24 protein-coding genes and 1 other annotated feature are annotated in these 25,884 nt (G+C 63.1%); of the genes, 12 read left to right on the forward strand and 12 right to left on the reverse strand.

Features of this window, described 5'->3' with window-relative positions:
• Positions 1-14: 14 nt before the first annotated feature.
• Positions 15-632: a hypothetical protein gene (locus R2733_17535; GenBank protein ID MEZ5378310.1), complete on the reverse strand. Its 618-nt coding sequence runs from the start codon at positions 630-632 to the stop codon at positions 15-17.
• Positions 633-1,286: 654 nt separating this feature from the next.
• On the opposite strand from R2733_17535, the gene R2733_17540 reads away from it, so the two are divergent.
• Positions 1,287-1,697, forward strand: a complete 411-nt coding sequence (locus tag R2733_17540; protein MEZ5378311.1) for a hypothetical protein — start codon at positions 1,287-1,289, stop codon at positions 1,695-1,697.
• A 160-nt stretch (positions 1,698-1,857) separates the two neighbouring features.
• Here the strand turns inward: R2733_17540 and R2733_17545 are convergent, their stop codons facing one another.
• Together R2733_17545 and R2733_17550 are read right to left on the reverse strand one after the other, a co-directional pair.
• On the reverse strand, positions 1,858-2,244 hold the full coding sequence (locus R2733_17545; GenBank protein MEZ5378312.1) for a hypothetical protein: 387 nt from the start codon (positions 2,242-2,244) through the stop codon (positions 1,858-1,860).
• 485 nt (positions 2,245-2,729) lie between these two features.
• On the reverse strand, positions 2,730-3,044 hold the full coding sequence (locus tag R2733_17550) for a hypothetical protein (protein ID MEZ5378313.1): 315 nt from the start codon (positions 3,042-3,044) through the stop codon (positions 2,730-2,732).
• A 718-nt stretch (positions 3,045-3,762) separates the two neighbouring features.
• Between R2733_17550 and R2733_17555 the strand changes: the two genes are divergently transcribed.
• Together R2733_17555 and R2733_17560 are read left to right on the forward strand one after the other, a co-directional pair.
• Positions 3,763-4,272: a sigma-70 family RNA polymerase sigma factor gene (locus R2733_17555; protein MEZ5378314.1), complete on the forward strand. Its 510-nt coding sequence runs from the start codon at positions 3,763-3,765 to the stop codon at positions 4,270-4,272.
• A gap of 365 nt (positions 4,273-4,637) precedes the next feature.
• Positions 4,638-5,585 (forward strand): hypothetical protein, encoded by a 948-nt coding sequence (locus tag R2733_17560; protein ID MEZ5378315.1) that lies wholly within the window; start codon positions 4,638-4,640, stop codon positions 5,583-5,585.
• Between the two features lie 269 nt (positions 5,586-5,854).
• On the opposite strand, the gene R2733_17565 is transcribed toward R2733_17560, so the two are convergent.
• Both R2733_17565 and R2733_17570 read right to left on the reverse strand, forming a co-directional pair.
• Entirely contained in the window at positions 5,855-6,739 is an 885-nt protein-coding gene (locus tag R2733_17565) for an IS3 family transposase (GenBank protein MEZ5378316.1), read from the reverse strand.
• Positions 6,740-6,780: 41 nt separating this feature from the next.
• Positions 6,781-7,050, reverse strand: coding sequence for a transposase (locus R2733_17570; protein ID MEZ5378317.1), 270 nt, complete (start codon positions 7,048-7,050; stop codon positions 6,781-6,783).
• A gap of 336 nt (positions 7,051-7,386) precedes the next feature.
• Here R2733_17570 and R2733_17575 point away from each other — a divergent pair, with 336 nt between their 5' ends.
• The 3 genes from R2733_17575 to R2733_17585 all read left to right on the forward strand — a co-directional run bounded on the left by R2733_17575 (position 7,387) and on the right by R2733_17585 (position 10,731).
• A complete protein-coding gene (locus R2733_17575) occupies positions 7,387-8,610 on the forward strand; it encodes an IS256 family transposase (GenBank protein ID MEZ5378318.1) in 1,224 nt (407 codons plus the stop codon).
• A 356-nt stretch (positions 8,611-8,966) separates the two neighbouring features.
• Positions 8,967-9,677: a hypothetical protein gene (locus tag R2733_17580; GenBank protein MEZ5378319.1), complete on the forward strand. Its 711-nt coding sequence runs from the start codon at positions 8,967-8,969 to the stop codon at positions 9,675-9,677.
• A gap of 652 nt (positions 9,678-10,329) precedes the next feature.
• Positions 10,330-10,731, forward strand: a complete 402-nt coding sequence (locus R2733_17585) for a hypothetical protein (GenBank protein MEZ5378320.1) — start codon at positions 10,330-10,332, stop codon at positions 10,729-10,731.
• A gap of 1,194 nt (positions 10,732-11,925) precedes the next feature.
• Here the strand turns inward: R2733_17585 and R2733_17590 are convergent.
• The 3 genes from R2733_17590 to R2733_17600 form a co-directional block, all read right to left on the reverse strand.
• Positions 11,926-12,561 (reverse strand): hypothetical protein, encoded by a 636-nt coding sequence (locus R2733_17590; GenBank protein MEZ5378321.1) that lies wholly within the window; start codon positions 12,559-12,561, stop codon positions 11,926-11,928.
• 231 nt (positions 12,562-12,792) lie between these two features.
• Positions 12,793-13,524: a phosphotransferase gene (locus R2733_17595; GenBank protein MEZ5378322.1), complete on the reverse strand. Its 732-nt coding sequence runs from the start codon at positions 13,522-13,524 to the stop codon at positions 12,793-12,795.
• 104 nt (positions 13,525-13,628) lie between these two features.
• A complete protein-coding gene (locus R2733_17600; protein MEZ5378323.1) occupies positions 13,629-14,030 on the reverse strand; it encodes a VOC family protein in 402 nt (133 codons plus the stop codon).
• A 221-nt stretch (positions 14,031-14,251) separates the two neighbouring features.
• Between R2733_17600 and R2733_17605 the strand changes: the two genes are divergently transcribed.
• From R2733_17605 to R2733_17615, 3 genes are all read left to right on the forward strand, one after another.
• On the forward strand, positions 14,252-14,413 hold the full coding sequence (locus tag R2733_17605; protein ID MEZ5378324.1) for a hypothetical protein: 162 nt from the start codon (positions 14,252-14,254) through the stop codon (positions 14,411-14,413).
• Positions 14,414-15,718 (forward strand): hypothetical protein, encoded by a 1,305-nt coding sequence (locus tag R2733_17610; protein MEZ5378325.1) that lies wholly within the window; start codon positions 14,414-14,416, stop codon positions 15,716-15,718.
• A gap of 222 nt (positions 15,719-15,940) precedes the next feature.
• A complete protein-coding gene (locus R2733_17615; GenBank protein MEZ5378326.1) occupies positions 15,941-16,321 on the forward strand; it encodes a hypothetical protein in 381 nt (126 codons plus the stop codon).
• A gap of 95 nt (positions 16,322-16,416) precedes the next feature.
• Here R2733_17615 and R2733_17620 read toward each other — a convergent pair whose 3' ends face one another.
• From R2733_17620 to R2733_17630, 3 genes are all read right to left on the reverse strand, one after another.
• Positions 16,417-17,454 (reverse strand): hypothetical protein, encoded by a 1,038-nt coding sequence (locus tag R2733_17620; protein ID MEZ5378327.1) that lies wholly within the window; start codon positions 17,452-17,454, stop codon positions 16,417-16,419.
• 710 nt (positions 17,455-18,164) lie between these two features.
• The gene (locus R2733_17625; GenBank protein ID MEZ5378328.1) at positions 18,165-18,404 is read right to left on the reverse strand and encodes a hypothetical protein; all 240 of its coding nucleotides are present in this window, start codon (positions 18,402-18,404) and stop codon (positions 18,165-18,167) included.
• Positions 18,405-18,491: 87 nt separating this feature from the next.
• A protein-coding gene (locus R2733_17630; GenBank protein MEZ5378329.1) for an IS3 family transposase occupies positions 18,492-19,750 on the reverse strand; the annotation gives its coding sequence in 2 pieces (ribosomal slippage) (positions 18,492-19,447 and positions 19,447-19,750; 1,260 coding nt in all).
• Positions 19,335-19,448, reverse strand: a sequence feature (AL1L pseudoknot). Its footprint overlaps the gene before it by 114 nt.
• Before the next feature lie 665 nt (positions 19,751-20,415).
• Here R2733_17630 and R2733_17635 point away from each other — a divergent pair.
• From R2733_17635 to R2733_17645, 3 genes are all read left to right on the forward strand, one after another.
• Positions 20,416-22,083 carry an SMI1/KNR4 family protein gene (locus R2733_17635; protein MEZ5378330.1) on the forward strand — a complete coding sequence of 556 codons (1,668 nt, stop codon included), beginning with the start codon at positions 20,416-20,418 and terminating at the stop codon, positions 22,081-22,083.
• A gap of 283 nt (positions 22,084-22,366) precedes the next feature.
• Positions 22,367-23,401, forward strand: a complete 1,035-nt coding sequence (locus R2733_17640; protein ID MEZ5378331.1) for an IS110 family transposase — start codon at positions 22,367-22,369, stop codon at positions 23,399-23,401.
• A gap of 491 nt (positions 23,402-23,892) precedes the next feature.
• Complete coding sequence (locus R2733_17645) at positions 23,893-24,801, forward strand: GNAT family N-acetyltransferase (protein MEZ5378332.1); 909 nt, start codon at positions 23,893-23,895, stop codon at positions 24,799-24,801.
• 182 nt (positions 24,802-24,983) lie between these two features.
• On the opposite strand, the gene R2733_17650 is transcribed toward R2733_17645, so the two are convergent.
• Positions 24,984-25,640, reverse strand: a complete 657-nt coding sequence (locus tag R2733_17650; protein ID MEZ5378333.1) for a hypothetical protein — start codon at positions 25,638-25,640, stop codon at positions 24,984-24,986.
• Positions 25,641-25,884: the final 244 nt, after the last annotated feature.

The raw sequence follows: 25,884 nt of genomic DNA on the forward strand, positions 1-25,884 counted from the left end.
GATTCAGCTCGTCGTCAGATCGGGAAGTCGGGCGGGAAGGGCTGAAGCTGTTGACAGCGATCGAAGGTGGGCAGGCAGTAATAGGTTGGCTGCACCAGCGGATCCACATCGCCAATAGCGGTCGCCGATACCGGTGCACCGGTCACCTCGAAGACGGTACGCCGGACCCGGTCCGACACGTCGTAGTCGTTGTAACAGACCACCATGAGGTCATAGTCGCCGGCGGGAAACTCGGCCGGGATCCTCATGACCAAGTCACGGGCATCCTCAACATCATCGGCGGGATCGAAATACTTCCACGCGCTGATATTGACATCGTCCACATTTCGGATGTCGACCATGGGAGTTGGGCACCGGGTGGCCCGAACCCGAAGATCACTCCCCGGCCCCAACACGGCGCCACCAACAATCCACGCCTCGTTGTCAACCGAGGTGGTGTATGCGTCGCGCTCAGTCTGGCCGATCTCAACCAACACCTCCGTTGTCGTAGTGGTCGTTGCCGGCTCAGCGGTATCCGAGCCTGTACAGCTGCTGGTCGACACGACGGCGATCATCGAGAGGGAGGCCGTGGCCACTCGCCTGATGGCTGTGAGGGTCGGGTGCCCATGCTCGTTGTTGGCGTGTGTCCTCATGCTCCGGAAACGCTACGAGGTCCAGCCGAGTTCGCCGCCCCAGCGTGATGCCAAGCCCGATGCGCGCGACCTCAAACCGGCGATCGGGGATGATCCCGGTGTGTTCCTCGGCGATTGGTAGGGGACGCGTTCATGGCGCAGGTGTCGGATTAGCGGGTGGGGCCGGATCCCCATGGAGCTGGTGTTCGCTCGCTGGTTGGTTGGGTGCGGTTACGATCGCCGATCGTGAGCGGCGCAGCAGGGGTGTCCCGGAGTTGGTGGTCGATCGCTCCCGGATGGTTCGAGCGCGGCGAGGTGGTCAGACTCCGTACCTACCGGTGGCGGCGACCGTGTTTCGTCGTGGTCGAGCCTGATGTGATCACGCTGGTCGCACCGGTGTATTTCGCCGACCGGGTGTGGTCGTTCGCCCGGGGCAACACGTTCCTCGCCGAAGACGAGCAACACACGGCGAAGCCGGACCCTCAGCTCGCTGATCGTGCCCGATACGCGAGGTACGGCTTGTTCCCGGTGATGTATTTCTTCACGACGACTGCGTGGGCAGCGCCCACGGTGACGTTGCAGACGGTTGCTCCAGTGATGTCGCCGTCGTTTCGTCGGCGTGCAACTGATCAGAACAGCCCGGTTCCGTTGGTGTTGTGGCCGAGGCGCCGTGCCGTGGTGTACGGCGTGTCGTTTCGTGAGGAGCGTCCGGGAGCCCTGGCTGAGGCGATGGGACGTGTTGGCTGGCCGGCGCTGCCGTCGGATGAGGTTCACCTACTGAGGTCGCCGCCACTGGTTGACCGGTCGGTCGTCGACCGCGTTGATCAGATCCTGTCACCGAGGCGCCGACTCGAGGGGATGATGGTGGGTGTGGGTCTGCTTGGTGCAGTGGCACTGTGGGTGCTGGGCCAGCTCGGTGTCGCGTCGGTTGTCTCAGCGGTTTTGGTGGCTGTCGTAGCGATGGTGTGGATAGGGCTGGTGCTGTCGCCTCGGCGGCCTCGTTCAGTTCCGGCTGTGATCGAGGCAGCCGTTGTGCCTGGTCTGATCGTGAATGGTGAGGGCGTCGGGCTGACAGCGACAGAGTGACCCGAGTTTGTCGGCGGACGCCGGGTATGCGCCGCTCGAACCCAGTGGCGGTCAAGCCCAGTGCGACAGCACCACGACCCGGCAAGAAGTGCACGCCGAACCGGCGATCAGGGACGATCCTGCGGCCGTCCACTGTTCGCGTTCTGGGGACGCTGTCGTTTCACCGCTCGACACAATCAAGGCCAAGGCCGAGGTCGAATCTCTCCGACTTGCCGGAGGTCTGCACGTCGACGGTCACGCAGGTCGGCTCTCTCAGCCATATTCCGCCGGCGAAGACCACCCAGTTCCAGTCATCGTCAGCGCAGGGGCCGACGCTGAGACCATGCCCGGCAGGGGCATTCTTCTGCGGTGGCCAGTCCATCACGAAATCTGAGGCAGCGGGTTCAACGACATCGATAGTGACCGCTATGTCGGTCCGAACAACAAGGCCGAACTTCGTGAACACGAAACCTTCGGTCGTAGTCCCCGGATCACCTTTGCGGGCCCCGAAGGGCCAACCGTTGGCCGGGAAGGCAACTGCGTCGAGCACGACGTTGGAGAACTCCACTGGCGGATCCTCAATGACGTCGATTCGAGTCGAGCAGTCGATCGTTCTTCGCTGGAGCGCTTCGTTGGCCGACGAACTGCAGCCAGCGAGCGACGCTGTGATGAAAACGGCCGCAAGGAACGTCGTCAGCCGTGCGGCTGGTTCCGATCGCATCAGGCGCCGCCGAGACGGGGACCGCATGCTCGAGCGCATGGCTCTCGGGTCCGGGTCGACCCCAGCTGCCGTCTGCATCGACACCCTCGGACTCTAGGCTCGGTTCCCCAGGTGCTCGGACCTTGGTTAGCCGGACCGCGTCTCGGACGTCCTGATCCCGATACTGAGCGCCACCTCGAACCGGCGTTGTGGGGCACTCTTCGGCGCTAGGGGCGTGAGCGGTATGGGTCACTTCTGAGGTTGGTGGATGCCGGCTCTGCCCGGGCCGGTTCATGCCGCACTACCCGCACAACCGGTGTTCTGGGGCAGTCGAGAGGTCCTCTGAAGCGCTACTACTTGGGATCGCGTCCGGACGGTGGGTATCGCTCCAGATAACCCTCGCCCCATGCCTCGGATACCTTCACGCGGAGCGCGTCGGTTGCGGCGAGGGCGGCTCTGTTCTTCTCTGGCTCTGCGGCTCCGGAACGAACCGCCCGCAGCACGCCGTCGGCAGCCGCGGCGATGTCCTCACCGAGATCTGAGCCCGAGAGGGCGCACCCTGTGGCGTGAAGTAGGGCGTAGGTGTCGATCACACTCGACTTCTGATCGTAGAGACGATCGAGCCCGTCAATCAGGTTTGCCAGTAGTGAGAACTGCCGGTCGTCCACAACGTGCAGGATACGCGCCTGAGGGTCGGCCGGGGGTGCCCCGAGCCGGCGATATACGTAGCATCAGCTCACCGTCAGGCTCCGAGTGCGGCCCACGGCCGGCGTTGTGTGGGGCAGGTCGTTGGAGATAATTGTGGAGCGGTAGGGGGCGCGTACTCGTCGTGGTAACAGCCCCTGGGTGGTTGCTTCAACTCGCATTCATGTGTTGCAGGAGCGCTTGAGGATCGAGGCTTCGTGGCCGGTCGCTGACTTGTCCGTCGCCGATCTCCACGATTCGAAGGCCGTCGTGTTCGCGGGACCTGGCAAGGTCGACGGTGATGAACCGAAGGTTCAGTTGCGACACAGCGGTAGCGACCAGGTCGAGGTCGCCGGTCGGCGGATGTAGGTCTGGGGGTGTCAGGGTGCGGAGACACCTCGACACATTCGCCGTCTATCCACCACGATCTTCCCTCGGGACCGGTGAACGGTTCGAAACGTGGCGTCGAAGCCTCGAAAGCGGCTCCCTCGTGCGTCCCCAGGCCGGCGGTCTGGGGCGGTCTGTTGAGCGGCGGAAGCGGGTGGTAGGGGGCAGGCCCCGAGGCTCTTGGTCCCCGGCGTTTCCTGCCGACTCAGGCCGCGTCTGGTTCTGTACTGCCTCTGGCTTTCTTGCGTGTGCAGTGGACATGTTGACGGCCTGGCGGGTGTATTGGATGTGCGACCTGTTGTAGGAGCGGCCGAGTTGGAACTTGATAGCAGGCAGCCCGATGTCTTCGAGGACTTCTATCGACGACAGTTCTCATCGTTGGCTGTCCTCGCAACAGCCGTGACTGGTGACGCGTCGACGGGCGAAGACCTCGCACAGGAAGCACTCGAACGTGCCCGTTCGCGCTGGGAGACGATCACGCGCTACGACGACCCAGCTGCATGGTCTCGGCGAGTGGTCATCAACCTCTCGCTGAACCGTCGCCGGCGTCTGGCAAACGAAACCAAGGCGCTTCTTCGTCTCGTTCGTGAACCGGCTGGACGAAATGCCGGGCCAACACTCCATGGGGACCTGGCGGTATGGGAAGCCGTCGCATCGTTGCCGATGCGGCAGCGAACTGTGGTCGCACTCCACTATCTCGAAGACTGTCCGGTGGCCGAAATCGCCGACCTCCTCGGCATCTCGGTTTCAACCGCAACATCAACGCTTCACCAGGCACGCAAGCGCCTCGCAGAAACGCTCACCGACAAGGAGGCCGAACAATGAACGATCCAATCGACGAACGCGTCCGGTCAACATTCCAAGCCCAACTCGATGCCACCCAGACCAGAGTCGACAACGGCACCCTCGAGACAAACCAGCTGGCCCACAATCGAGACGACCGTCGCGGTCCGCAGACACAGCTGATCGCTGCAGCAGCACTCTTGATCGTCGTCGGGTTTAGCGGTTGGAAACTCGCCGGTCGCGACCCAGATCAGGCAGTCGAAGCAGCGCCCACGACCAGCGTCGACAATTCAAGACCCGCTGACGCAGCAAGTCCGATGGATGACCTTCCAGTGAGGACCTGGCCCGAGATCGACTCTGAGGCGATCCTTTCCGCCTCCGGGTTTCAGCGCTGCCCGGTAGCAGGGATGGCCCCCAAGGGTGACACAACCGTCGAACGTGGCCAGGAGCTGGCCACCACTGCGATCGAGGCCGGGATCGGTGCCGCCGACAGTCTCGGCGGTGACGGCACGCTGCCAATGCTTCGCCTGAACGTGCTCGACGAAACCACACTCTCGACCCTTGCCACATTCGCTGATCCGGAGGAACTCTGCGTCAAGGGAGCAGATCCCAACGACTATGTGGTTCCCGGCCCGCAGCAGCTGTCGGGCCCGGGTTGGCGCTGGGTCGGTGCGGGTTCCACGATCGACATCGGCGCATCCAAGATCATCGACAACCAGGAGGACTACGACAAGCTGTGGACCCTGCTTGGCGAGGGACCCGAGACGGAACAGATCGCCGTCGACTTCGACACCGAAGTCATCCTCACCTACTCCCACGGCGCCGGGGTGAATTTCGGTGCATGCGGTGTCCGCTTCGACGGCTACGGACGCGACCAAGACGGCCAGGTAGTCCTCGACTTCTTCCATCCAGGCGGCAACGTGGGGTGCGAAAGGGCCCTGCGGCCAGCGATCTACGCCGTAGCCCTTGAACGCCGGTTCGTCGGTGAGGGCCTACTCGACGCAGCCGTTCGCGACCTGCCCCGTGCCGATCCGCGCCCGATCACTTTGTCCGTCGGCGAGCCAGCCACAGCAAGGACGTCAACTACCGATGGCACATCTCCGGAGAGTGAGCCGGCCGATTCACCAGAGTTGGTCAATGCTCGAGACCTGGATTGCAGTAGTCCGGACGGCTGCGCGCTGGACCAGCTCCTCGGGTTGACCGACGCCGAAGTGCACCGGTGGGCAATCGAGTCCGGTTTCGAGACCGTGGTCGAGCTAGCCGAAGACGAAGTACGCACCGATGACATTGATCCACTCCGAATCAGGTTCACGCTCGACGAAACCGGTCGAGTGGTCTCGGCACACGCAGGATGAACACAATCCTCACCAAGTTGAGAGTTGCGGATCGGCGCGTGTCGCTTGTGAACTGTTCGGCGGGCTCGCTGAAATCGATGCCTTCGGCCCTATGGAAACGCGCTACAGGCTGCGTCATCAAGCCGGCGATCTGGGGCACCTTCCGTGCCTCGGCCATGAGCGGTATGGGGCGGGCCGGGTCGTAGCGGCTGTGGTCGTTCGATCGGCGGGTGTTCGACATCGCTTGCCTGGTACGGATCACTCTGGAGTGAGTACTGGATCGCGCGGTGTCAGGCTGCGGTTGAGTTGACTCGACGGGCCCGGTAGGCGGCGGGTGTGGCGTACCCGAGCGCTTGGTGGGGCCTGCGATGGTTGTAGAAGATCTCGATGTAGTTGGCAACCGCTTCCTCAGCGCGTGCCCGGGTGGGGAACTCGGTGCGATGCACGAGCTCCTTCTTCAACGCAGCGAAGAACGACTCAGCGACAGCGTTGTCGTAGGCGCAGCCGACCTGGCCCATCGAGGAACGGATCCGCCCATTCACACGCAGGCAGTGACGGAACGCCCTCGAGGTGTACTCCGTGCCGCGGTCGGAATGGAAGATCGCTCGCCGCCGGATCCGCCGGTTCCGGCGGGCCATGACGATCGCCTCGCACACCAGTTCGGCCCGATGATGCTCGGCCATGGCCCAGCCGATCACTTCACGGTTGTACAGATCGATCACCGTCGCGAGGAACACGGGGCCTTCCCACGTGTCGATCTGGGTGATGTCGCCGACCAGACGCACACCGGGCCGATCAGCGGTGAAGTCGCGGGCGATGAGGTCGGGGGCCGGCGGTGTCCCATCGGGTTGGGTGAGATGCCGCCACGGCGCTGGATGACACGACTCCAGGCCTTGTTCGACCATCAGATCCCGCACCACACGGTCACACACCACGATCCCTTCATCGACGAGCCGGGAATGCACCTTGCGGTAGCCGAACACCCCGTTGGAGGCAGCGAACACCCGGGCGACCTCACCGGCCAGCCACTCCCGGCGACGAGCCGGCGCGGAGGGGTGCGGCGACGCCAGGCGTAGAACCCGGACTCCGACACGCCAGCCCACCCGCACATTCGGACAACAGGAAATTCGGGCTTCTCCCCAGCAACAGCGATCTGGTCGATCACTGCGAACCACGCTTCGGGCGTTGTTCGGCTGCGAAGAAGCCCGCCGCTTTTTCAGAACTCGTTCTCCTGGCCGGCCCAATACAGCTCGTCCTTCGCTGTCTTCAGCTCGGCGCGTAGCCGTTTGTTCTCGGCTTCGAGATCGGATTCTTCGCTTTCGGCCACTCGGGACTCCTCGATGCGTGCTCGACGCAGCCAGGTTCGCAGAGTCTCATGCGAGATGCCCAGCTCCCGGGCGACCTCACGGGTCGGTCGGGAGAACTCGGTGACTTGACGACAGGCCTGAGCACGGAACTCAGGCGATGACTTGATGCCCTTCGGCACGATGACACTTCCCTTCAGCAGGGCAGCCCCTCACCGCGAAATCCCTTCCCCACTCCACTCCAGTCGTGCCTGCTGTCGCCGATACTTTCGGGGTGAACACGACCAACCGCAATCAGGTCTGGCGCACTTCGACTGTAGGTGTTGTCGTCATGGCGTCACTCGTGTTGGGTGGTGGTGCGTGTTCATCATCGACTGACGTGGTGGGTGAGTCCCGTCTCGTGGTGTAGATCGGCCTGACCATCGGAGGGGTATTCCCTCCGGAGTGGTGGCCACCGTGCGATTCTCAGAAGTGACTAAACGAACTGAGAAGGAATCGCACGATGACCGAATACGAGTCTGCCCTATCCGCTTTCGAGACGCGTCGCCAACGCAGTCACCGGGACCGGCCTTGCCGGATCTCTCGCCGAGATTCTGACCGACGCCCTCCAAGAACTCATCGAAGCCGAACTCACTGCGAGGATCGGCGCCGAACCTGGTGAACGGACCCTGGCCCGCACCAACCTGCGCAACGGGCACCGCCCGAAACTGGTATCGACCCCCGCCGGCGACCTCGAGCTGGGGATCCCGAAACTCCGGCAGGGATCGTTCTTCCCCGAGCTCCTCGAGCCCCGCCGCCGGATCGACAAAGCCTTGTGGGCGGTGATCATGACCGCCTACATCACCGGCACCAGCACCCGGAAGGTCGACGACCTGGTCAAGGCGTTGGGCTGCGACACCGGCATCTCCAAGAGCAGCGTCAGCAGGATCTGCAAGAACATCGACGCCGATGTCGCAGTGCTCCGCAACCGTGATCTGGGGCATCAACGCTTCGTCTATGTCTGGTTGGATGCCACCTACGTCCATGTCCGCGAAGCAGGCCAGGTCACTTCCAAAGCGGTCGTGATCGCCACGGGTCTCCGAGCCGATGGCTACCGCGAAGTACTCGGCGTCGATGTCGGGGACTCAGAGAACGAAACGTTCTGGACCGAGTTCCTCCGGAGTTTGAAAGAACGCAACCTCACTGGTGTCCGCCTCGTCATCTCCGACGCCCACGCCGGGCTGAAAGCAGCGATCCGGCGGGTGTTCCAGGGCGCCGGCTGGCAGCGCTGCAGAGTCCACGCGATGAGGAACCTGTTGTCGGTCGCCAAGCATCAGCACCGCCTGATGATCGCTGCGTTGATCCGCACGATCTTCGCCCAGCCCGACGCCGGGTCGGCCCGCACCCAGTTGCGTAACGTCGTCACCCAGCTCGCCGGTGTGTCGCCCGAGGTCGCGACGAAGCTGGAGGGCATGGAGACCGATCTGTTGGCCTACACCGGGTTCCCGCCGGCGCATTGGTCCAAGATCTGGTCGAACAACCCGATCGAACGATTGAACCGTGAACTGAAACGACGCACCGATGTCGTGCAGATCTTCCCCAACACCGAGTCGGTGATCCGCCTCGTCGGGGCGTTGCTGGTCGAGATCAACGACGAAATGATCTCCTCGGACCGGCGCTACATCGCCGCCGGAAGTCTCGAACCACTCGTCGACCACGAAGGAGAACCGCTAACGTCATTGCCCGCAGCCCCAAGAACTTGACCAACAGAATCGCACGGCACTGCTACACCACCCGACGGGACTCCATCGACGTGGTGCTATCGCCCGGGTCGGCGGTTTCCGACAACTCGCAGCCAAGCGAGCGTGTCTCGGCTGATCTGGAAGTGGAAGCAGCCGACGACGTCCAACGCGCCGGGTTGCCGCCCGATCGACTTGCCACTCTGATGGCGCTGGCTGGCGATGGCAGCGACGTCGTTGGCGTGTACGTCCAAGGGGCGATGAACAGTCGATGGGTGCCGTGGGTTGCTCGCCCGAGCGCAGATGCCGACCTGCTGGTCTTCGAGAGCGAGATCGGTATTGCGTCGGATGAGATCGAGGCGATCGCGACCGATGGCGGCGTGATCGTTGCCGCCATCTCGGCTGACTCCGACGACGCGATTGCTCGTGTTCTTTCGAGTTCGCCCTGGGCTGACGTTGCGACAGTCGAGGAGTTGGGGGCGTTTAGGCTGGTCGAATTCGGTTCGAACGTGGACTTCAGTCGCAAATCGTTGCTCAGGCCGATCGGTCAGCCCGGCGAGATGGCGTTCGCAGAGGGGATCCTCCTCTGGTCGGCAACCGTGGGGGATGTCCGGGCACTGATCGAAACTGGCCCGGGCGGTGCATACGACGAGGTTGCGCTGGCTGTCGATCAGTTTGGCCCCTGGAACCAGATCGAGGCCTTCCCGGCCCGCTCGGTCGACGGTGTCCTCGAGCGTCTCTGCGAGACGGGCTGCACGCAGAACTTGCTCGACTTTGGCCGTGCGAGCGAGACCCAGCTCGGTAATCCGGTCAGGTTCGAGTTGAGCGTGGTAGTCCAGAACCAGCCGAGTAAGGACTTCGTAGTACTCGTAGCGCACAAGTCGGCCGAACTGGCGGAGGAGAACGCCACAAGGATGCCTGCGGTGTTCGGCGAGGCAGATAGCTTCTCGACTCGCCGTCCAATGGCGCAGGACTTCGATCTTGGCGCTATCGAAGTCGTTGGAAGCCTCCTCGTGCTCCACTTGACAGAAAAGCTCGACGGTGCGGCAGATGGGCTGTACTTGTCGCCGATGCTCACGTGGGATCAGTGAGAGCCATGCCAGGTCGGCGTTGCGGGCGAGGAACGTGGACCAGAGGACAGCCCAGACTCAACTTCGTGGCTGAACCGACGCACGTCACGCCCCGACCTCGCACTCATGCGAACGTGCGGGCCTTGAGCCCAATCGTCATCCGGTCAGCGGCGAGAACCTGCTGGACGTCACGATCCAGTAGGAGCTGCATGTCTGACGGCCTGATGGCCAGCCCAGTGGCTGCGCTGGGGGCAACCTTGAGGGCGTCACTGACCCGCCCAACAGCAGGTGATGCGACTCGTCGCGCGCGACATCAAGCCGGCGGTCTGGGACGTTGGTTGTCGGCACAGGCGTGAGCGGTATGGGGCGATTCCTTCGGCCGCGTGGGTGGCTTCGTTCCTCGACAGCCCGGCGCCACGGTGGGCGGCGCGATCACAGTTGCCGATGTAGCCGAGGGCAGTCGCACGACTGGCCCAGCCGAGTCGCCCGACATTCCGCCCGAGCAGCGGCAGGCGAACACCGCTCGGGGAACGGTTTGTTGCTTCACCGCGTGAGTGTCCGAACGGCTTGTCGGCTTGGCGGATCAAGCAGCCTCACGCACTTGGCCTTTGCGCCGAGACATCGAGATGTGAACCGACCGTGTCGATCCCGATTCCGACGCTATGCCCGAACCGTGATCGCCGGTCTGGCTTTGCCGCTCGTGCTTGGCGTTGGCTGCTCATCGCCGGCGCCCGAACTCACAGCCGTAGCGCTCGGACCGGTCGAGGCCGTCCCCGCCGAGTGGACCTATGAGCAGGATCACTTCGTGCTCGTGTACTCGGGCCCCGATGATCCTGCCGACAAGCTCGCGGAGTGGAACAACACTCCCCTCATCAACGTCGGAGAGATCAGGGACATGCCGTTCCGACTGCTCTTCGATGAGATCGACTGCAAGGACGGCGCCGGCACCGCCGATCTCACCAGCGTCGACCTCGGCACCGAGATCACCTACACCGTTGGGTCAGTCGAATGGAACGTCGTGCCACTCTCGAAAGAAGTCGGCCGGATGGCGATCATCTGCCAGGAAACCAGTTAGATCGAGACACTGTTGTCAGCCGTCTTCATCGCCAGCGGCGAGGTGGTTTGTCGGTCATCATGCTGGCGAACCGCCGTCCGTTGCACCGGTGTCCATGGCCAGTTGGATCCGATACCCGACAGACGACGTTCGACGGGATTCGATCAACGACGACATCGCCCTGGCCGAGGTTGACGTTGTCCTCGTTCTGGTGTGCTCTGAATGCTTCGAGACCGTTGGTGATCGCCAGCACATGTGGCCGGACCGACGGCGCCACGCCGTCACGAGTTTCAATTGCACAGACCGCCCAGCCTTGAGCAAAGCAAATCGTCAGCCACCACCTCCAACCTCATGGGCCACAGCCGCACTTTGGTCAAGAGTCGACGGTCGAGCGATCGCACGTCAGCGCGTCGCACGCGGCGCGGGCGGCAGCTCGACTTATCGGTTCCGTCCACGAAACTCGACTGCTTCGTCATCCGCGAACTCGAAACGCTCTGCTGCCCAGACGGCGAAACTCCCTCGGCAATCCTCCGGTGTCTTGGCTGCCAGCTCAGAGTCGTCACCCAGGTATTGGATGGTGAATCCCGATTCGGTCCGAATGAGTTCGCCACCGGATGGATACTCAGCGCAACTCGGAGCGGCCATGACTCCGCAGTAGTAGACGAGGTCTGCACGAGGTGAGACAACGGGAGGGTCCTCCCGCTTGGGATCGATCTCGGACTGGAGCTCCTCGATCGATATGCAGGGTCCGACTTCGGCGGTCCAGTCATCGGGGATGTCCGACCCACAGCCTGCGAACACGATGCTCAGCGAAGTCGCCGCCGCAATCGCGACCGGGAGCAACTTGGCTGCCCCTCTGCGACGGCTGAGTTGAGGAGAGCCATCGGCCGCCATGCGACTATGCTCGCGCTCAGACCGGTGCCTCTGCCGACTCGGTGGACGCTGCAGACAACCCGAAAACGGATAGCGATCCTCTGGGCCCATCAGATCTTGCGCTGCAGCTGCTGTCGGAGCCGTGGGACCCTCGCCCCAAATCCGGCAATATCCCGCCGACGGACCGATCAAGAATGTGCGTCATCTTGCCGGCGATCGGGGACGGCTGTGCTGGGTGAGTGAGGGGCAATAGGGGACACGCCTGGCTCGCTGTCTTCTGAGTCGTCTGGTCGTTTCACTTGACTCGACTCGGGCCCCGCTCTCGGCCAGGGAAACGGGGGTCTATCTCGTTCTGGCGCCCCGGACTCTCCAGCGCAACCAGTCGGCCCCGGACAGCTTGTCTCCGAGCGTTGCCCCAGCGTCGACTGCCCTGCGGATGAACTCTGCTTCGGCATCACGCCCGAATGGCAATCGAACGCCCAGCGCGGCTGCTGCGATGTACTCCGGCAAAGGGCTCGACTTCTGGCTGATCACCGTCCGCCCGTTCCACGGCAACGCGAGCGGCGTCCGATGAACGACAGCGTCACCGACCTCGATCACCATCGACTTGGTCGGATTCACCACCGTGATCGCTCGGTCGTCCAGCGTCACGACAGCCATGAACACCGTCCGCCATGCGAACCAGGCTCGAGCAGCACCGGCTATGAGAATCACGAGCCAGAAGATGAACCCCTCCGAAAGCTCAGCCACAGCGTCGATGCCGTCCCCCTTCAGCACCTCGACGAGGGTCGTTCCGAACATCATCGGCACGAAGACCCCGACCCATGTCACCGCGCCGAGAAGCGGTATCCCTCCCCGGAACTCGGCTTCTTGCTCAGTGTCACGGTCTTGCACGTGCATCGGCTCCAAATCGGTCCTGGCTTCACTGGCACTTGTCCAAATTCGCAGCGCCGCGGATATTCGGATCGAAGCCTTCAAGGCCCCGCCGTGGCCTGCGTTCAGACACCATTCGATCGTATTTGCGGCTGATTGTCACCGCGCTACAACGTCACCCACTGCCGGCCTTTCAGGGGCAGGGTTGGCGACGCAGCTGTTGAGCAATATGGGGCAGTCTGCCGCTCGCGTAGGTGCCGTTCTGCTCAGTACAAGGGCTCGCCTTAGCGTGATGTTCTGATCGGACGCGGTCCGGGTTCGTGCCTGCGTGCAGAGTCATCGACGCAACAACACCCCAACCTCGGGCATCGCTTCGATTGGGCCGAACCCATGTTCAACCAGCCATCGGATGTTCGACAGGCATCGCAGCGACCACCACGCCGCGACGAGTTCACGGTCAGCCTCGGCCCCGTAACCGGCGATCACATCGTCGAGGCGTTCGGGATAGCCGAGCGTGAGCGTCGCGAGGTCATAGAGGGCGTCGCCTTGGGCTGCTTCGGACCAGTCGATGATGGCAGTCACCTCGTCGCCCGACACAAAGACATGGTCGACCTGCAAGTCGCCGTGGATGAAGCACGGTTTCCATGTCCGCAACACCGTCTCTGCGAGCCGTCGATTGCGGTTCACGACCTCCGTGGGCAACACGTCGTTGGCGGTGAGCCACTCACTCTCCGTTTCGAGCCGCTCCGCTATTGCCTCAACCCCTCGCCCCGGCCACGGCGGCAACGGTGCGTCATGCAAGGCCCGAACCGCCGCACCCGCAGCGACCCACGCAGCTGTCGACGCCGAGGACGGATCACCGAGACGACCGAGCGGTCGGCCTGCCGCTGCGGCGAGTGCGAGCACCGGTGGCTTCCGCCAGAGCACCTCAGGTGTCGGAACCGGAGCCAACCCCATTGCTTCGACCTCTACATCGGTCCGGCTCTGATCCGAGTCGACCTTCAAGAAGACCTCACCGACACGCAACGTCGCACGCTCGCTGTGCGCAACCACCACCTCCACTTCCATGCCGGCACCCTAGGAGAACCTCGAACCGTCCCGAGCGGGATTCGGCAGGATCGAGCATTCTCGAGCGGGTGGCCAGCTCCGAGACGTGCCATTATCGAGCTCGCCTACTCGCCGGTGACGAAGAGGCACAACGGGTGGCCGGCCGGGTCGAGAATGACTCGGATCCGTTCCGGATCACGATCTTCAGGCTGGACAGGCGCCTCCCGACCACCAGCCGCGACGGCAGCTGCGATCGTTACTTCGAGATCGTCCACCTCGATCTCGAAGTGCATCATCTTGTGCTGGGCATCGGCCTGCTCGGGCCATGTCGGTGGCTGATACCAGCTCTCACGTTGGATATTGATCCCCACCCCGCCGGCAGGATCGCGCAACTGGCGCCAGCCCTTGCCGTCGCTCGCAGTCGTTTCCCAGCCGAGCAGTTGGCCGTAGAACGCGGCCAACTCCTCATCGTCAGCACAGTCGATGCACACGCCTGTCCAGCGGGCGCCGGGCTCGTCGAGATTCACGCTCTCATCGTTTCACAGCTCGACGTGGCGGAGTCGAAAGCCGCGCGGTATCCGGCATTCGGTTCCCATCCACCCGACCGAGATTGTGCGTCATCTTCCCGGCGTTCGGGGCGCTCTTCGGTGCTACGGGCATGAGTGGTAGGGGGCAGGATTTGAGCGCAGAAGGCCGAGCTCACGGATTGACCGACGTCAGGCATCGGAGGTCTGCGAGGATGGCGCCAATGAGCTATGACCTCACGTTGCTTGATCTTCCCGCCGAACTCTTCAGCTTGCGCCTGAACAAAGTTGCGACGGGGATTTGCTGTGAGCAGTGGGTGAGGTTCGAGATGCTGGTCGCATGCGTCGACGAGTCGTTCGCGCAGCGGCCGAGATGGGATCAGTAGATGTACAGACCTGCCGATCTGGCTGGACATTGGGAGGCGGATTGGCTTCGAGCCGTTCTCGACCTTTCCCAGCGGGAACCTTGGATTGAGTCTTCGGGGATACATGCGGTGGTGGACGGGTGCGAGATCCGTGTCGTTGGGTCCGATCCCCGCACCGGCGTGTCTGTCTTGCCGATCGCACCGACGCTCATGGTTCGATCGACGCCCACAGCGCCGTTTTTCGACGTTCGGGAGTGGATGGAGTTGTTCGGCCGATCGACCCGCAAGGAGTTGACCGGGGCGGACCAGTTGGAGGTGCTCGATCACCTAAGCGATATCGGCATGTCCAACGACGCAAGCGGTGAGCTTCGAAGGGTCCGGCGCCGGTGGGTCGAGGCACAAGGAAGCCGGGCTGTTCATGATGACCATCCGGTGTGGCCGGACACCGTCAAAGCCCCTGACTGGCTTGTCGATCTTGATGTAGCGCTCGCCGGGGCAGGGTTCGACTCTGGCTGGACCGTTTCTATCGCTGGCGTTGAGCCCATCGGGATTGTGCGTCAGAGGGGTCCGCTGCGGATTCAGCTCACCGTGCTTGATGATGAGCCACTTGTACAGCTTGCCGTCTGGCCGCTCGAAGCATGGCTCCCCATTGGAGTGGTCGCCGAGTCACTCGAGCGCCAGAGTCCAAGCGAGGTGGATGGTGTCATCGAGATCGGTGAGGCGTTCTGCGCTGACGCGTTTGCCCATCCAATCAGCATGTGGAGTCAACGGCGAAGAGAGTTGGCGGCTCAGATCTCTGATGTGCCCAAAGGCCCACGACCAGGTCAGAAGTACTTCCGGCCGCAGATCCCGACGCCGGATCTGTCGTTCAAACCTGAGGACCTGGTCCAGGTGTTCGAAGGGATGCGGTTGGCAGCGACTTGTCGGGGCGGACCTAGCGTTCAGGTTCGTTCCTCTGGCCGGAAACCAGCGCCGATGTCATACAACGGGTCGGGGTACTACATCTCGCAGCCGGTCCGAGAGCTGGTCGACTCGCTCGTACCCGATGTCTTCTACTTCGAGTTCTCTGTCGATGGCGACCCGTACTTCATCCCGACTCTCAATGGGTGCTCCGGCGGAGACAAGATCGACTACTCACGGTCCAGAATGATCCAATCGCTAGGCCGCCCCGAGGACGGTGGTCTCGTGTTGGATCCGAGAAAGCTCATGCGGTCAATCGGGCCAGGCACCCTTGTCAATCAGGCGAGCTCATGGCTGCTCGATGAAGCGGGCGCAGAGCAATTCAGCGATCTCGGGATCGCATCGACACCGGTATGGCGGGACTGACTCGGCGTGTGGCGGTGGGCGAAGATTCGGGATCGGGCTCCGCTGCGAATGGGCGAGCCGGCGCTCTGTTCCGCAGTCCTCAAACAGGCTCGAATTCTTGAGGCAGCGACAGCCACATTGTGGTTGCCGACGGCCAATCCGGCAATGCCCGAGCGGGCCGGTGGCGTGAGCCATTGCCGTACGCAGGCGATCGACGTTGAGCAGGTGGCGTACGATCGCTGAGTGATCGAGAGGTCCTGGGGCGAGGTCGTGGCAGTGTTGAGGGATCGTCCCGATGTCGCAGCGGCGCAAGCGTCGGCGGATCTGCTGATTCGGGTCCAGGAGCGATGGGACGGCAGGGTGTTGCCCGACTTGTGGATTCATGATCTCCGCTTCGTCGCTCCCGACGATCTCGGCCGACATGTCGACCATGTTCGGGTCGGCTGGGATGGCGAAGCTCACGTGTTCACGCTTCGCGATCGCAACGGCGTTGTTGTGGTGGCCGACCGAGCGGAGCCGGCCGTGCTGACGTGGTCTGCGATGCGTTCCTGCTTCAGCTTGTCGGCGACCAATAGCCAGAGCTGTCGAGGGTCGATCGAACCGACACGCGTCCGTGCCCGATGACAACGCCCGGCCGAGCGCTCAAAGCGTGCGTCCCCAGGCCGGCGATCTGGGACGGGTCCGGCCGTACCCAACCCGGATGGTAGGGGGTATCCCGATCAGCTGGCGTGGAGGACCTTGAGGGTGGTCGCAATGCTGGCTTGGGTCTGTCCTGATCTGGCGTCGATGATGACCACCGAGGCGGTGCCCGCCCACTCCGTCCCGGCGAACTCGACCGGTTGTTCGGCAATCACCTGATCGCCGATGAACCCCAGGTACCCGAACGGGAGCTCGAGCATGGTCCGCCACAGCTCGTCGCCCGTGACGGTGTCCCGACACACGATCTCATCCGAAACATGGACGCCCTCGCTCATCTCACCGTAGACAACCAGCGAACCATCAGCGTTGAAAGCGTGATATCCGGCATAGTCGTCACCGTTGATCGATATCCCGTCCTCGTTGGCAACATCGGCGTTGCCCTCAGCGTCACCCAACGCGGTGAACGTTCGCCCCCCGACCCGGATCACACTGGTCGTTCCGGTTTCGCCTCCGACGAAACGGAGCGGTTCGATTGGCTGCTCGTCACCAGTGGCGCAATCGACGGCGAACGCCGGATAGCCGACAAGGGCATCATCAGCGGGGCCCTCGTCAAGGTCTCGTTCGACCGCAGCGACATAGCCGCCGGTGCTCCGCTCGGTGACATGATGGATCGGTTCGGGAAGCTGGCAGACGGTCTCGCCGTCGAACGCTCTCGCCACTGTCCGCGACTCGTACCCGCCGTCGCCGGTGTCGGTGGCGGTCGACCAGTAGACGAACTGGCCATCGGACCACACCCACGCGTCGTTGTCGCTGTCGATGACCGTGACCTGGCCGTCTGCCGAGAGATGGATCTGGTCGTCGACTTGGGTCACCAACCTGCGTGCATCGATCGCTTGGGCCAGGTCGGCAACGTCGCTGCGTCGATCCCGGGTGGACGGCGGCAGCGTGCTCGAAGTTGTCGACAGTGATGTCGCTGTGGTTGCCGTCTGAGACGTCGATGGCGTGGCCGTCGCCTCGGTTGCCGGTGTGTTGACGCTCTCCGCCGCGTCGTCAGCATCGGAGCAGGCGCCGGCCACGACGAACAGCGCCATCCAACTGAAGCAGACAACTCGTCTCACAAAACGATCGTAGACCCATGGCCCACGGCCGGCGGTCGGGGGCAGGTCTTCCGTATTCACGGCATGAGCGATATGGGTCGCAGTTCCCAGGACCCTTGCGCTGCCTAGCCGCCCGTCGATCGACCATGTCCTTCGGTTGGGATCGGGTTCTTGATCAGATCCCGCGAGCGACGGCTGCCCTCGTCAATCTGCGAGCGAAACGCTCGCTCTCGAACGCGCTCCCTTCGGCGTGAGCGACCACCCGTCAACCGACGAAGCAAGTCGCCGAACTTCGCAATGACTCCCATGACAAACGCTAGCACTCGCGCATTCGTGGGAAATTCGCACAAGCCGGGGACGACATGATCACCTCCAAAGTGAGCGTGGTGCGCAATGCCATCGACCCCGCTTGGACGTAGACGATGTGAACGTGGTGCGCGTCCGCAGTCCGGCGATACACGTAGCTTCAGCAGACCAGCACCTGCGCCGGAGCGTCTCGATCCCGGCGATAGGGGACGTTGTTTGCTGCTCGAGCAGTGAGTGGTAGGGGGCAGTTGCGGGTTGCTGGTGCCGTACAGGCCAGGCTCGGGGCGCCTGGGAACGACAGTCGGTCGATCGACTCCTCCCACGATTGGCGACCAGGGTCACGGTCGGCGAGCAGGAACGGCCGGTGGGTATCCGACACGCTCCGGAGTCGTGCGTTCGGTGTCGCCGAGCGATTCAGCTCGTCGTCAGATCGGGAAGTCGGGCGGGAAGGGCTGAAGCTGTCGACAGCGATCGAAGGTGGGCAGGCAGTAATAGGTTGGCTGCACCAGCGGATCCACATCACCGATAGCGGTCGCCGATACCGGTGCACCAGCCACCTCGAAGACGGTACGCCGGACCCGGTCCGACACGTCGTGATCGTTGTAACAGACCACCATGAGGTCATAGTCGCCGGCGGGAAACTCGGCCGGGATCCGCATGACCAAGTCACGGGCATCCTCAACATCATCGGCGGGATCGAAATACTTCCACGCGCTGATATTGAACCGCCCTGGGTCTGATGGAGGCTCGGTTTATTGGTTTCCAACCCCGGCGGGGTCGGCTTGTTGGGCAGCGTAGAACGCTGCTTCGAACTCTGCTGGGGGTACGTCGTCGCAGTGGCCGTGAAGCCGGTGCTCGTTGAACCAGTGCACCCAGGCGAGAGTCTCGAGCTCCAGCTGATCGACGTCGCCCCACACCGCCGGCGCATCGGGGCCCCGGACACACTCGGCCTTGTAGAGACCATTGGTCGTCTCAGCGAGCGCGTTGTCGTAGGAATCCGCGACGGTACCGATCGAAGGGCGAGCACCGATCTCGTCGAGGCGCTCGGTGAAACGCACCGACGTGAACTGGCTACCGGCATCGGAATGGGTCACCAACCCGACCAGCCGGTGCCCGCCCCGGCTGATCCGGGCCATCTCCAACGCATCGAGCACCATCGAGGTCCTCATGTGCGACGCAACCCGCCAACCCACGATCCGGCGACTGAACGCGTCGACGATGAAGCAGACATAGGCCATCCCCGTCCGGGTCGGCACATAGGTGAGGTCGGTCACCCACAACTGGTTCGGCGCATTCGCTTTGAAGTTCCGGTTCACCAGATCCGGTGCCCGGGCTGCGTCGGGATCCGACACGGTCGTGAAGATCTTCCGGCGACGCCGGGAAACACCCTCGATATCCAGCTCACGCATCAGGCGGGCGACCTGGTCCCGGCCGAGATCATGCCCAGCCCGGCGGGCCGCCTTCCACAACTTGTGGGCCCCGTACACCTTGCGATTCGTGACCCACAAAGCGAACACGACCTGCAACATCACCGCGTCACGCAACGCCCGCGCCGAGGGCACCAGCTCACGGCGCTTCGCCGCGTAGTACGTGCTCGGAGCCACCTGCAGAGCTCTGCAGATGGGCTCGACCCCGAACTCGTCACGGTTGTCGTCGATGAACCCGACGATCACTTCGATGGACGGTCGAGCTCCGCCGCGAAGAAAGCCGACGCCCGCTTGAGGATCTCGTTCGCCCGGCGAAGCTCCCGCAGCTCCTGCTCCAGTTCCTTGATCCGGGCCGCTTCCGCCGAGGTCACTCCCGGCTTCACCCCGTCGTCGATCTCACGCTGCTTCACCCACCCCCGCAGCGACTCGACCCCGATCCCGAGCTGGACAGCAACCCGCTTGATCGTCCCGTGATCGGTGCCGAGCTCCTTACGGAGCTGGAACACCATCCGCACCGCTCGATCCTTCTCCGCCTCGCTGTAACGACGCGTGGTCGGCTTCCCGACCGACATCTCCTGTGGCATGACTCCATCCTTACTTCAAAGGTCTGGAGCCTCCAACGAACCCAGGGCGGTTCATATTGACATCGTCCACATTTCGGATGTCAACCATGGGAGTTGGACAACGGGTGGCTCGAACCCGAAGATCACTCCCCGGCCCCAACACGGCGCCACCAACAATCCACGCCTCGTTGTCAACCGACGTGGTGTAGGCGTCGCGCTCGGTCTGGCCGATCTCGACCAGCACCTCCGTTGTCGTAGTGGTCGTCGTCGGCTCAGCGGTATCCGAGCCTGTACAGCTGCTGGTCGACACGACGGCGATCATCGAGAGGAGGCCGTGGCCAGTCGCCTGATGGCTGTGAGGGTCGGCTGCCCATGCTCGTTGTTGGCGTGTGTCCTCATGCTCCGGAAACGCTACGAGGTCCAGCCGAGTTCGCCGCCCCAGCGTGATGCCAAGCCCGATGCGCGCGACCTCAAGCCGGCGTTTGGTGGTGCTTTCCGACCCTCGAGCCGTGTGCGGTATGGGACGCGTCGAGACTTGCTGCAACCGGTTTCCGAGAGCGCTCCGAGATCAAATAGCGATGGCCCCGAAGTGAGTGAGGGAAGGAATTGACCGGCAGCTTGTTCCTGGTGCTTCTGCTTATCGGGTTGTGTTCTCTGGGCTAGCGAAGTGGCCGTACGATCTGGGCATGGCGGTACCTTCGGAACTGATTGAACAGTGGTCGCGCGATTGTTTTCGCACACGTTTTAGTCTCAGCGAGAGCAGCGTCCCACAGCGAGTTCGCGAGACCGGACATCTGACCGTCGCTGGAGCGACCGATCCACAGATCGCTGCACTTGAAGCACGGCTCGGCGTGACGCTTCCACCGTCGTACCGGGCGTTCCTGGCGGAAACGAATGGCGCCTTCGGTATCAGCGACGGTGACTCGTTCACTGGCCGTCCGGCGTACCTGCTGTCGACCGACGATGTTGCGTGGACGCGGGACTATGACCCCTGGTACCTCGATCTCCTTGTCACCGAAGCTGTTGACCCGTCGGTGGGTGATGACGGTGTGTCGATGTTTGAACGCTGCGAGTTCTCACCGCCTCCGCCCGAGGCGAGCTACCTCCTCGGCGAACAAGGCGTCAAGGACGGGCACGCGGTGTATTGCTTGACCATCGGCGATTGGGGACAGGCCGGCCAGATCGTGCTCAACCCGCTCAACATCGACGCCGCAGGCGAATGGCAGGTGCTGCATCTAGATGTCATGGGCCCCAACCAGTATCCGGACTTCGAGTCATGGTTCATCGGACAGGTCGAAGAAGCCGCCAAGGAGTGGACGACACCGCTGGACGAACTGATGGTCACGATCGAAGACCCTTCCGTTGAGCCGATGTGGAAGTTCGAACCGCTCAAAGCGCTCGCCGGCTGGGCCAGCGAGTCCGAAGACGCGCTAGAACTCCTCACACGACTCGCCCCAACCGTCGAGTTCGAGCCTCTGCTGCAGTTCCACTTCGAGTCAATCCTGTTCCGACTCGGCATCATCGGCAAACCGCCGGCACCCCCGCCACCTCAAGCCCAACAACCACGGACGCCGGGGCCTCCCACGCCAGCCGAACAAGCTGTCGCCGCCATGGCAGCTGCGAGCGAGGCGTCAGCCAACGACCTGAAACGAGCAGACGCCGCGCTCGCGAACGGTGACATCGAGGGCGCTATCGACCTGTACGTGAACGCCCTGTCGTACCACGTAGCGGAAGCCGTCGACCGCATCAGAAAGATCAACCATCCCAAGGCATGGAAAGCCCTTGACGGGTTCGCCCGTCAGGACGCTCTACCGATATCAATGTACGGCTACCTCGCAGCCGCCCGCACCGCATCGCCGCTGTTACCGGTCACGATTGCCGAGTTCATCAACAACCCAGCAACAGCAGCGGCCACCATCGGAGACACCGTCCAGATCCGCCACTGTGCATGGCTCGCACTCGAGATCCAACAAACCGACGCCGCCGCCGAAGTTCTCATTGACCAGTGGCGTCGCGGGAACATGTACGCACTGCGGGCACTGGCTCGCCGCCGCGATCCACAGATTCTCCTGGACTGCTTGTCTCTCGCCCTCAGCGACAACACCAACCAAGCTCTTGCCGGGGTACAGATGCTCCGGGATCTCCGCGACCCATACAGCGTCGACGACCTCGTGCAGATCATCGACAACCACGACCATCGAGAAATCGTCACAACCGCACTTCACGCAGTCGTGATGATGGCACCCGAGAGAGCGCAAGCGGTCCTCGAGCGAACCACCTCCCGACATCTCGACCCCGACCTCGATCGACTAATCAAATCCTGGCAACTCCAACTCGCCACCCGCTACCAATAGCCGCAACCGCCCGAGAGCGGAGCCCGAGTGACTCGATCCACAACAACGTCTCGATGCCGGCTGATTGAGGCTTTGGGCAGGCGTTGCGGTTGTTTCGTAGCGTTGATGGGGCTGGCTGGTGAGCTCTGCAAACCGGCTGCCGCCTTCGATGGGCTGGCTTTCCAACGAATTGCTCACCGGCTGGTTCCGTGACTGGGGTGTGGCTCGAAAGAGGTGAGATCACCGACCCGAATCAGTAGTGCCTGCCCCGGTTCAACCCCCTTTGAGCCAGGAGGCATGAACAATGAAAGTGACCATCGGGATCGACCCTCACAAGGGCTCCCACACCGCCGTCGCGATCGACACCAACGAGACCAACCTCGCCGAGATCCGAGTCGCAGCGACACCATCACAAACCGACGAGTTGCTGTGTTGGGCTGCCCGGTTCGACCAGCGACGCTGGGCGATCGAATCGGCCCAAGGATTGGGCTACCTGTTGTCCCAGCAGTTGGTCGCCGCCGGCGAGGAAGTGGTCGACGTCCCCGCCGTGCTCGCCGCACGGGTCCGGGTGTTGAGCACCGGCCGGTCGCAGAAAAACGACCCCAACGATGCCCACTCGGTCGCGATCGCCGCGTTGCGCTCGAAACGATTGGCGACCGTGTCGGCCGATGACCACACCCGAGTGCTGCGGCTGTTGGCCAAACGCCATCGCGATCTCGGCCGCCTCAAGAACGTTGCGGCCTGTCGACTCCACGCGCTCCTCGGCGAACTGACCCCGGGCGGGGTCGCCACCCAAATGACTTCGACCAGGGCGAACACCATCCTCGACAACATCGAGACGAACGATGCGATGGCAGCGTTCCGGGTCGAGTTGTGCCGTGAGATCCTCGAGGACATCGACCGCTACGACACGCAGATGAAAGCGTCGAAGAAACGGATCCGGGCTGCTGTGGCTGCGTCGTCGACGTCGTTGGAACAGATCTACGGGTGCGGGCCGATCTGTACGGCGACGATCATCGGCCAGTCCGGCGACATCGCCAGGTTCGCATCTCGTGCCCACTACGCGTCGTACAACGCGACCGCGCCGATCGAAGCGTCGTCGGGGAACAAGCAACGGCATCGCCTCAACCCGAAAGGGAACCGTCAACTGAACTGGGCGATCCACATGATCGCGGTCACCCAGCTCCGCAACCCCGGCACCCAGGGACGGCTCTACTTCGACCGCAAAGTCGCCGACGGCAAGACCAACAAGGAAGCGATGCGGGCGTTGAAACGACGGATCTCCGACGTGGTCTACCGGCACCTCGTCGCCGACGCTGAACAACTCCGCCACGCCTGAACGAAGGGTGGGTCCGGGAGGACAATCCAGGAACGACTCGTAGTCCAGCGTGACCGGCTCCACACCTGAATGGCCGGCTCTTCGGACAGGTCACTCCCGAACCCGGCAACCAACCTAGAACCCGACAACCCTCACCGCCACAGGGTCAACCCGACGCGCTCCGACACCGAACGGAAGACCCACTTGACACAAAGAGGATTCGTTGTGGGGCGTTCTTCACTGACTCGAGCGTGAACGGTATGGGGCATTGCGGTCGGTCAGATTTCGAAGCGTTGCGAGTGGCCGCTCGATGTTTGAACGACCGCTCGACTTCCGGGTGATGATCGGCCGCTGGCCCAAATTCGGGGTGCCGGTTTCGCGGCCGATCTAGCATCGCCGAGCATGTACCGCTGTCCGAGCCCTCGATGACCCTTGTTCGCCCGTTCGCGCCCAGCGATCGCGTCCGATGCACCGATCTCCTCGTGGCCGCCCAAGCCGAAGGGTTCACGTCGATGAGAACCATCTACGGTGACGACCTCTTCGATGCGTTGCGGCCGGACTGGGAAGCAGACCAAGCCGCGCAGCTCGACACATGGACCTCTGGTTCCGACATCGCAACGATGGTTGCGGTGAACAATGACGACCTCGTCGTCGGGGTGGTGGTCATGTCCCATGAAACCTCCACCGGCATGAGCAACATCTTGATGATCGCGGTGCACCCCGATGAACAAGGCAACGGCGTCGGTCGACGGCTCCTGAGCGAAGCGCTCGCCGATCTGAGCGCAGCCGGGGCCGCGTATGTCGAGGCGTACGTCCGGGACTTCCCCGGCCATGAAGTGGCCCGAGTGTTGCTGCGCTCGGAAGGCTTTGAGAGCCGAGCGGTCCAGCCGACGCTGTTGTATCGGACGGCGGAGCATCCCGGACGCATGGCGATCCGGCCGGCGGGAGTGCGCCCGATCGACGACGCCGATGTCGAGCAGTGTGTTCGGTTCGGCTTGGAAGCTTTCCGAGCCGTGTACGCCTCGTTCGAGAACTTGTACGGACCGGAGCTCTTCGTGCGTATCGAGCCGGACTGGGAAGCATCACAGGCGTCGTACATTCGCAGCGCCATCACCGACCCTGACGATGAGGCGTGGGTCTATGAGGTCGACGGTGAGCCGGCCGGTTTTGTTGTGGTCAAGATGGACGACCACGGGGTGGCTGATATCGATCTTCTCGCCGTCGACCCGAAGCGTCAGGGAAATGGGATCGGGAGCACGCTGAACCGGTTTGCGTTCGATCGTTGCCAGGAAGCGTCCATGGAGTTCGTCGTTGTCGCTACTGCCAACGACGAGGGTCATGCCCCCGCTCGACGTTCCTACGAACGAGCGGGCTTCGAACCGATGGCGATCCAGTGGGACCTGCAAATCAAGCGATTGTGACGACTGATCCGAATGGCTGCGCTCGGGTGCCCTTCGTTACGTCCCACGGCCGGCGTTGTGGGGCGTTCTTCGGCGCATGGTCCGTGAGCGATAGGGGTCACTTCTGAAGTTGCTGGTTCCAGCCGACCTAGATCGGTTCGTCTGGAGCCCGCCACCTGATCCCGGAGGTGGTGGCGGCGTTTCTAGTCACATCCAGCTGGCGGGTATTGGGCGACAACACTCTTCGCGATCGTGGACAGTGCTGTGCAGCCGGGAACAACATCGCCAGCGGTCACTCCGGGCTCGAAGCTGATCGTTGTGGTGGCCACTCGTCCTTCAGCCGTGCGCAAGACTGCCGACAACGGAATGCCGTCGCCGGAGAAAACGAGTTCTTCGTCACCGCGCGTCATGGTTGTCCCGTTGAGCGTGTAGTCACTGGCCAGCAGGCCGGGGGGCGTCAGGGCTCCGTCTGGCACAGCCCTTTGGTCTGCGGTGTCCACGGTCCGTGGCGCGGTGCCGTATCCGATGGCGGCGAGTTGCTCGTCTGTGGGGTTGTCGAGAGGCGAGTCAGACTTCGACAGGTCGATTACGTTGCCCAATTCCCAGCTGATGACTTTGGAATCACGGGTCAGTTGGTGGTGGGTCGAGCCGGACTCGTCCGAGAATTCGACGTAGTGGCTGTCGAAGGATTCCCACCAGACAAAGATCGGAGGCTCGCCAGATCGTTCGACGGTGTACAAGCCGACAGGGAGAGTTTTGATGTCGCGTAGCCCTGTTGGGTCGCGTGTGAGCACGATCATCCCGATGACGAGTAACCCGAGCAGGGCGATAGTCGTCGCGTGTCGCCGTAGGAGCATCACCGGCGCTCGTCCAAGGTCGTGGCGCCGCAGACACTTTGATGGAAGCCTTCCAGCGCTCGCCGTGGCCCGCGTTCAGACACCATTCGATCGTATTCGCTGCTGATTGTCATTGCGCTGCAGCGCCACCCACTGCCGGCGGTATGGGGCAGGCTGATCGTGGCTGACTGTGAGTGAAAGGCGGCACTCCAAAGCCGTTGATGGCTGGCGTTTCCATACAGGTTCGGGTCGGCCTGAGCGGGACGGG

Source organism: Acidimicrobiales bacterium, assembly GCA_041394265.1.
Lineage (GTDB): Bacteria > Actinomycetota > Acidimicrobiia > Acidimicrobiales > SZUA-35 > JBBQUN01.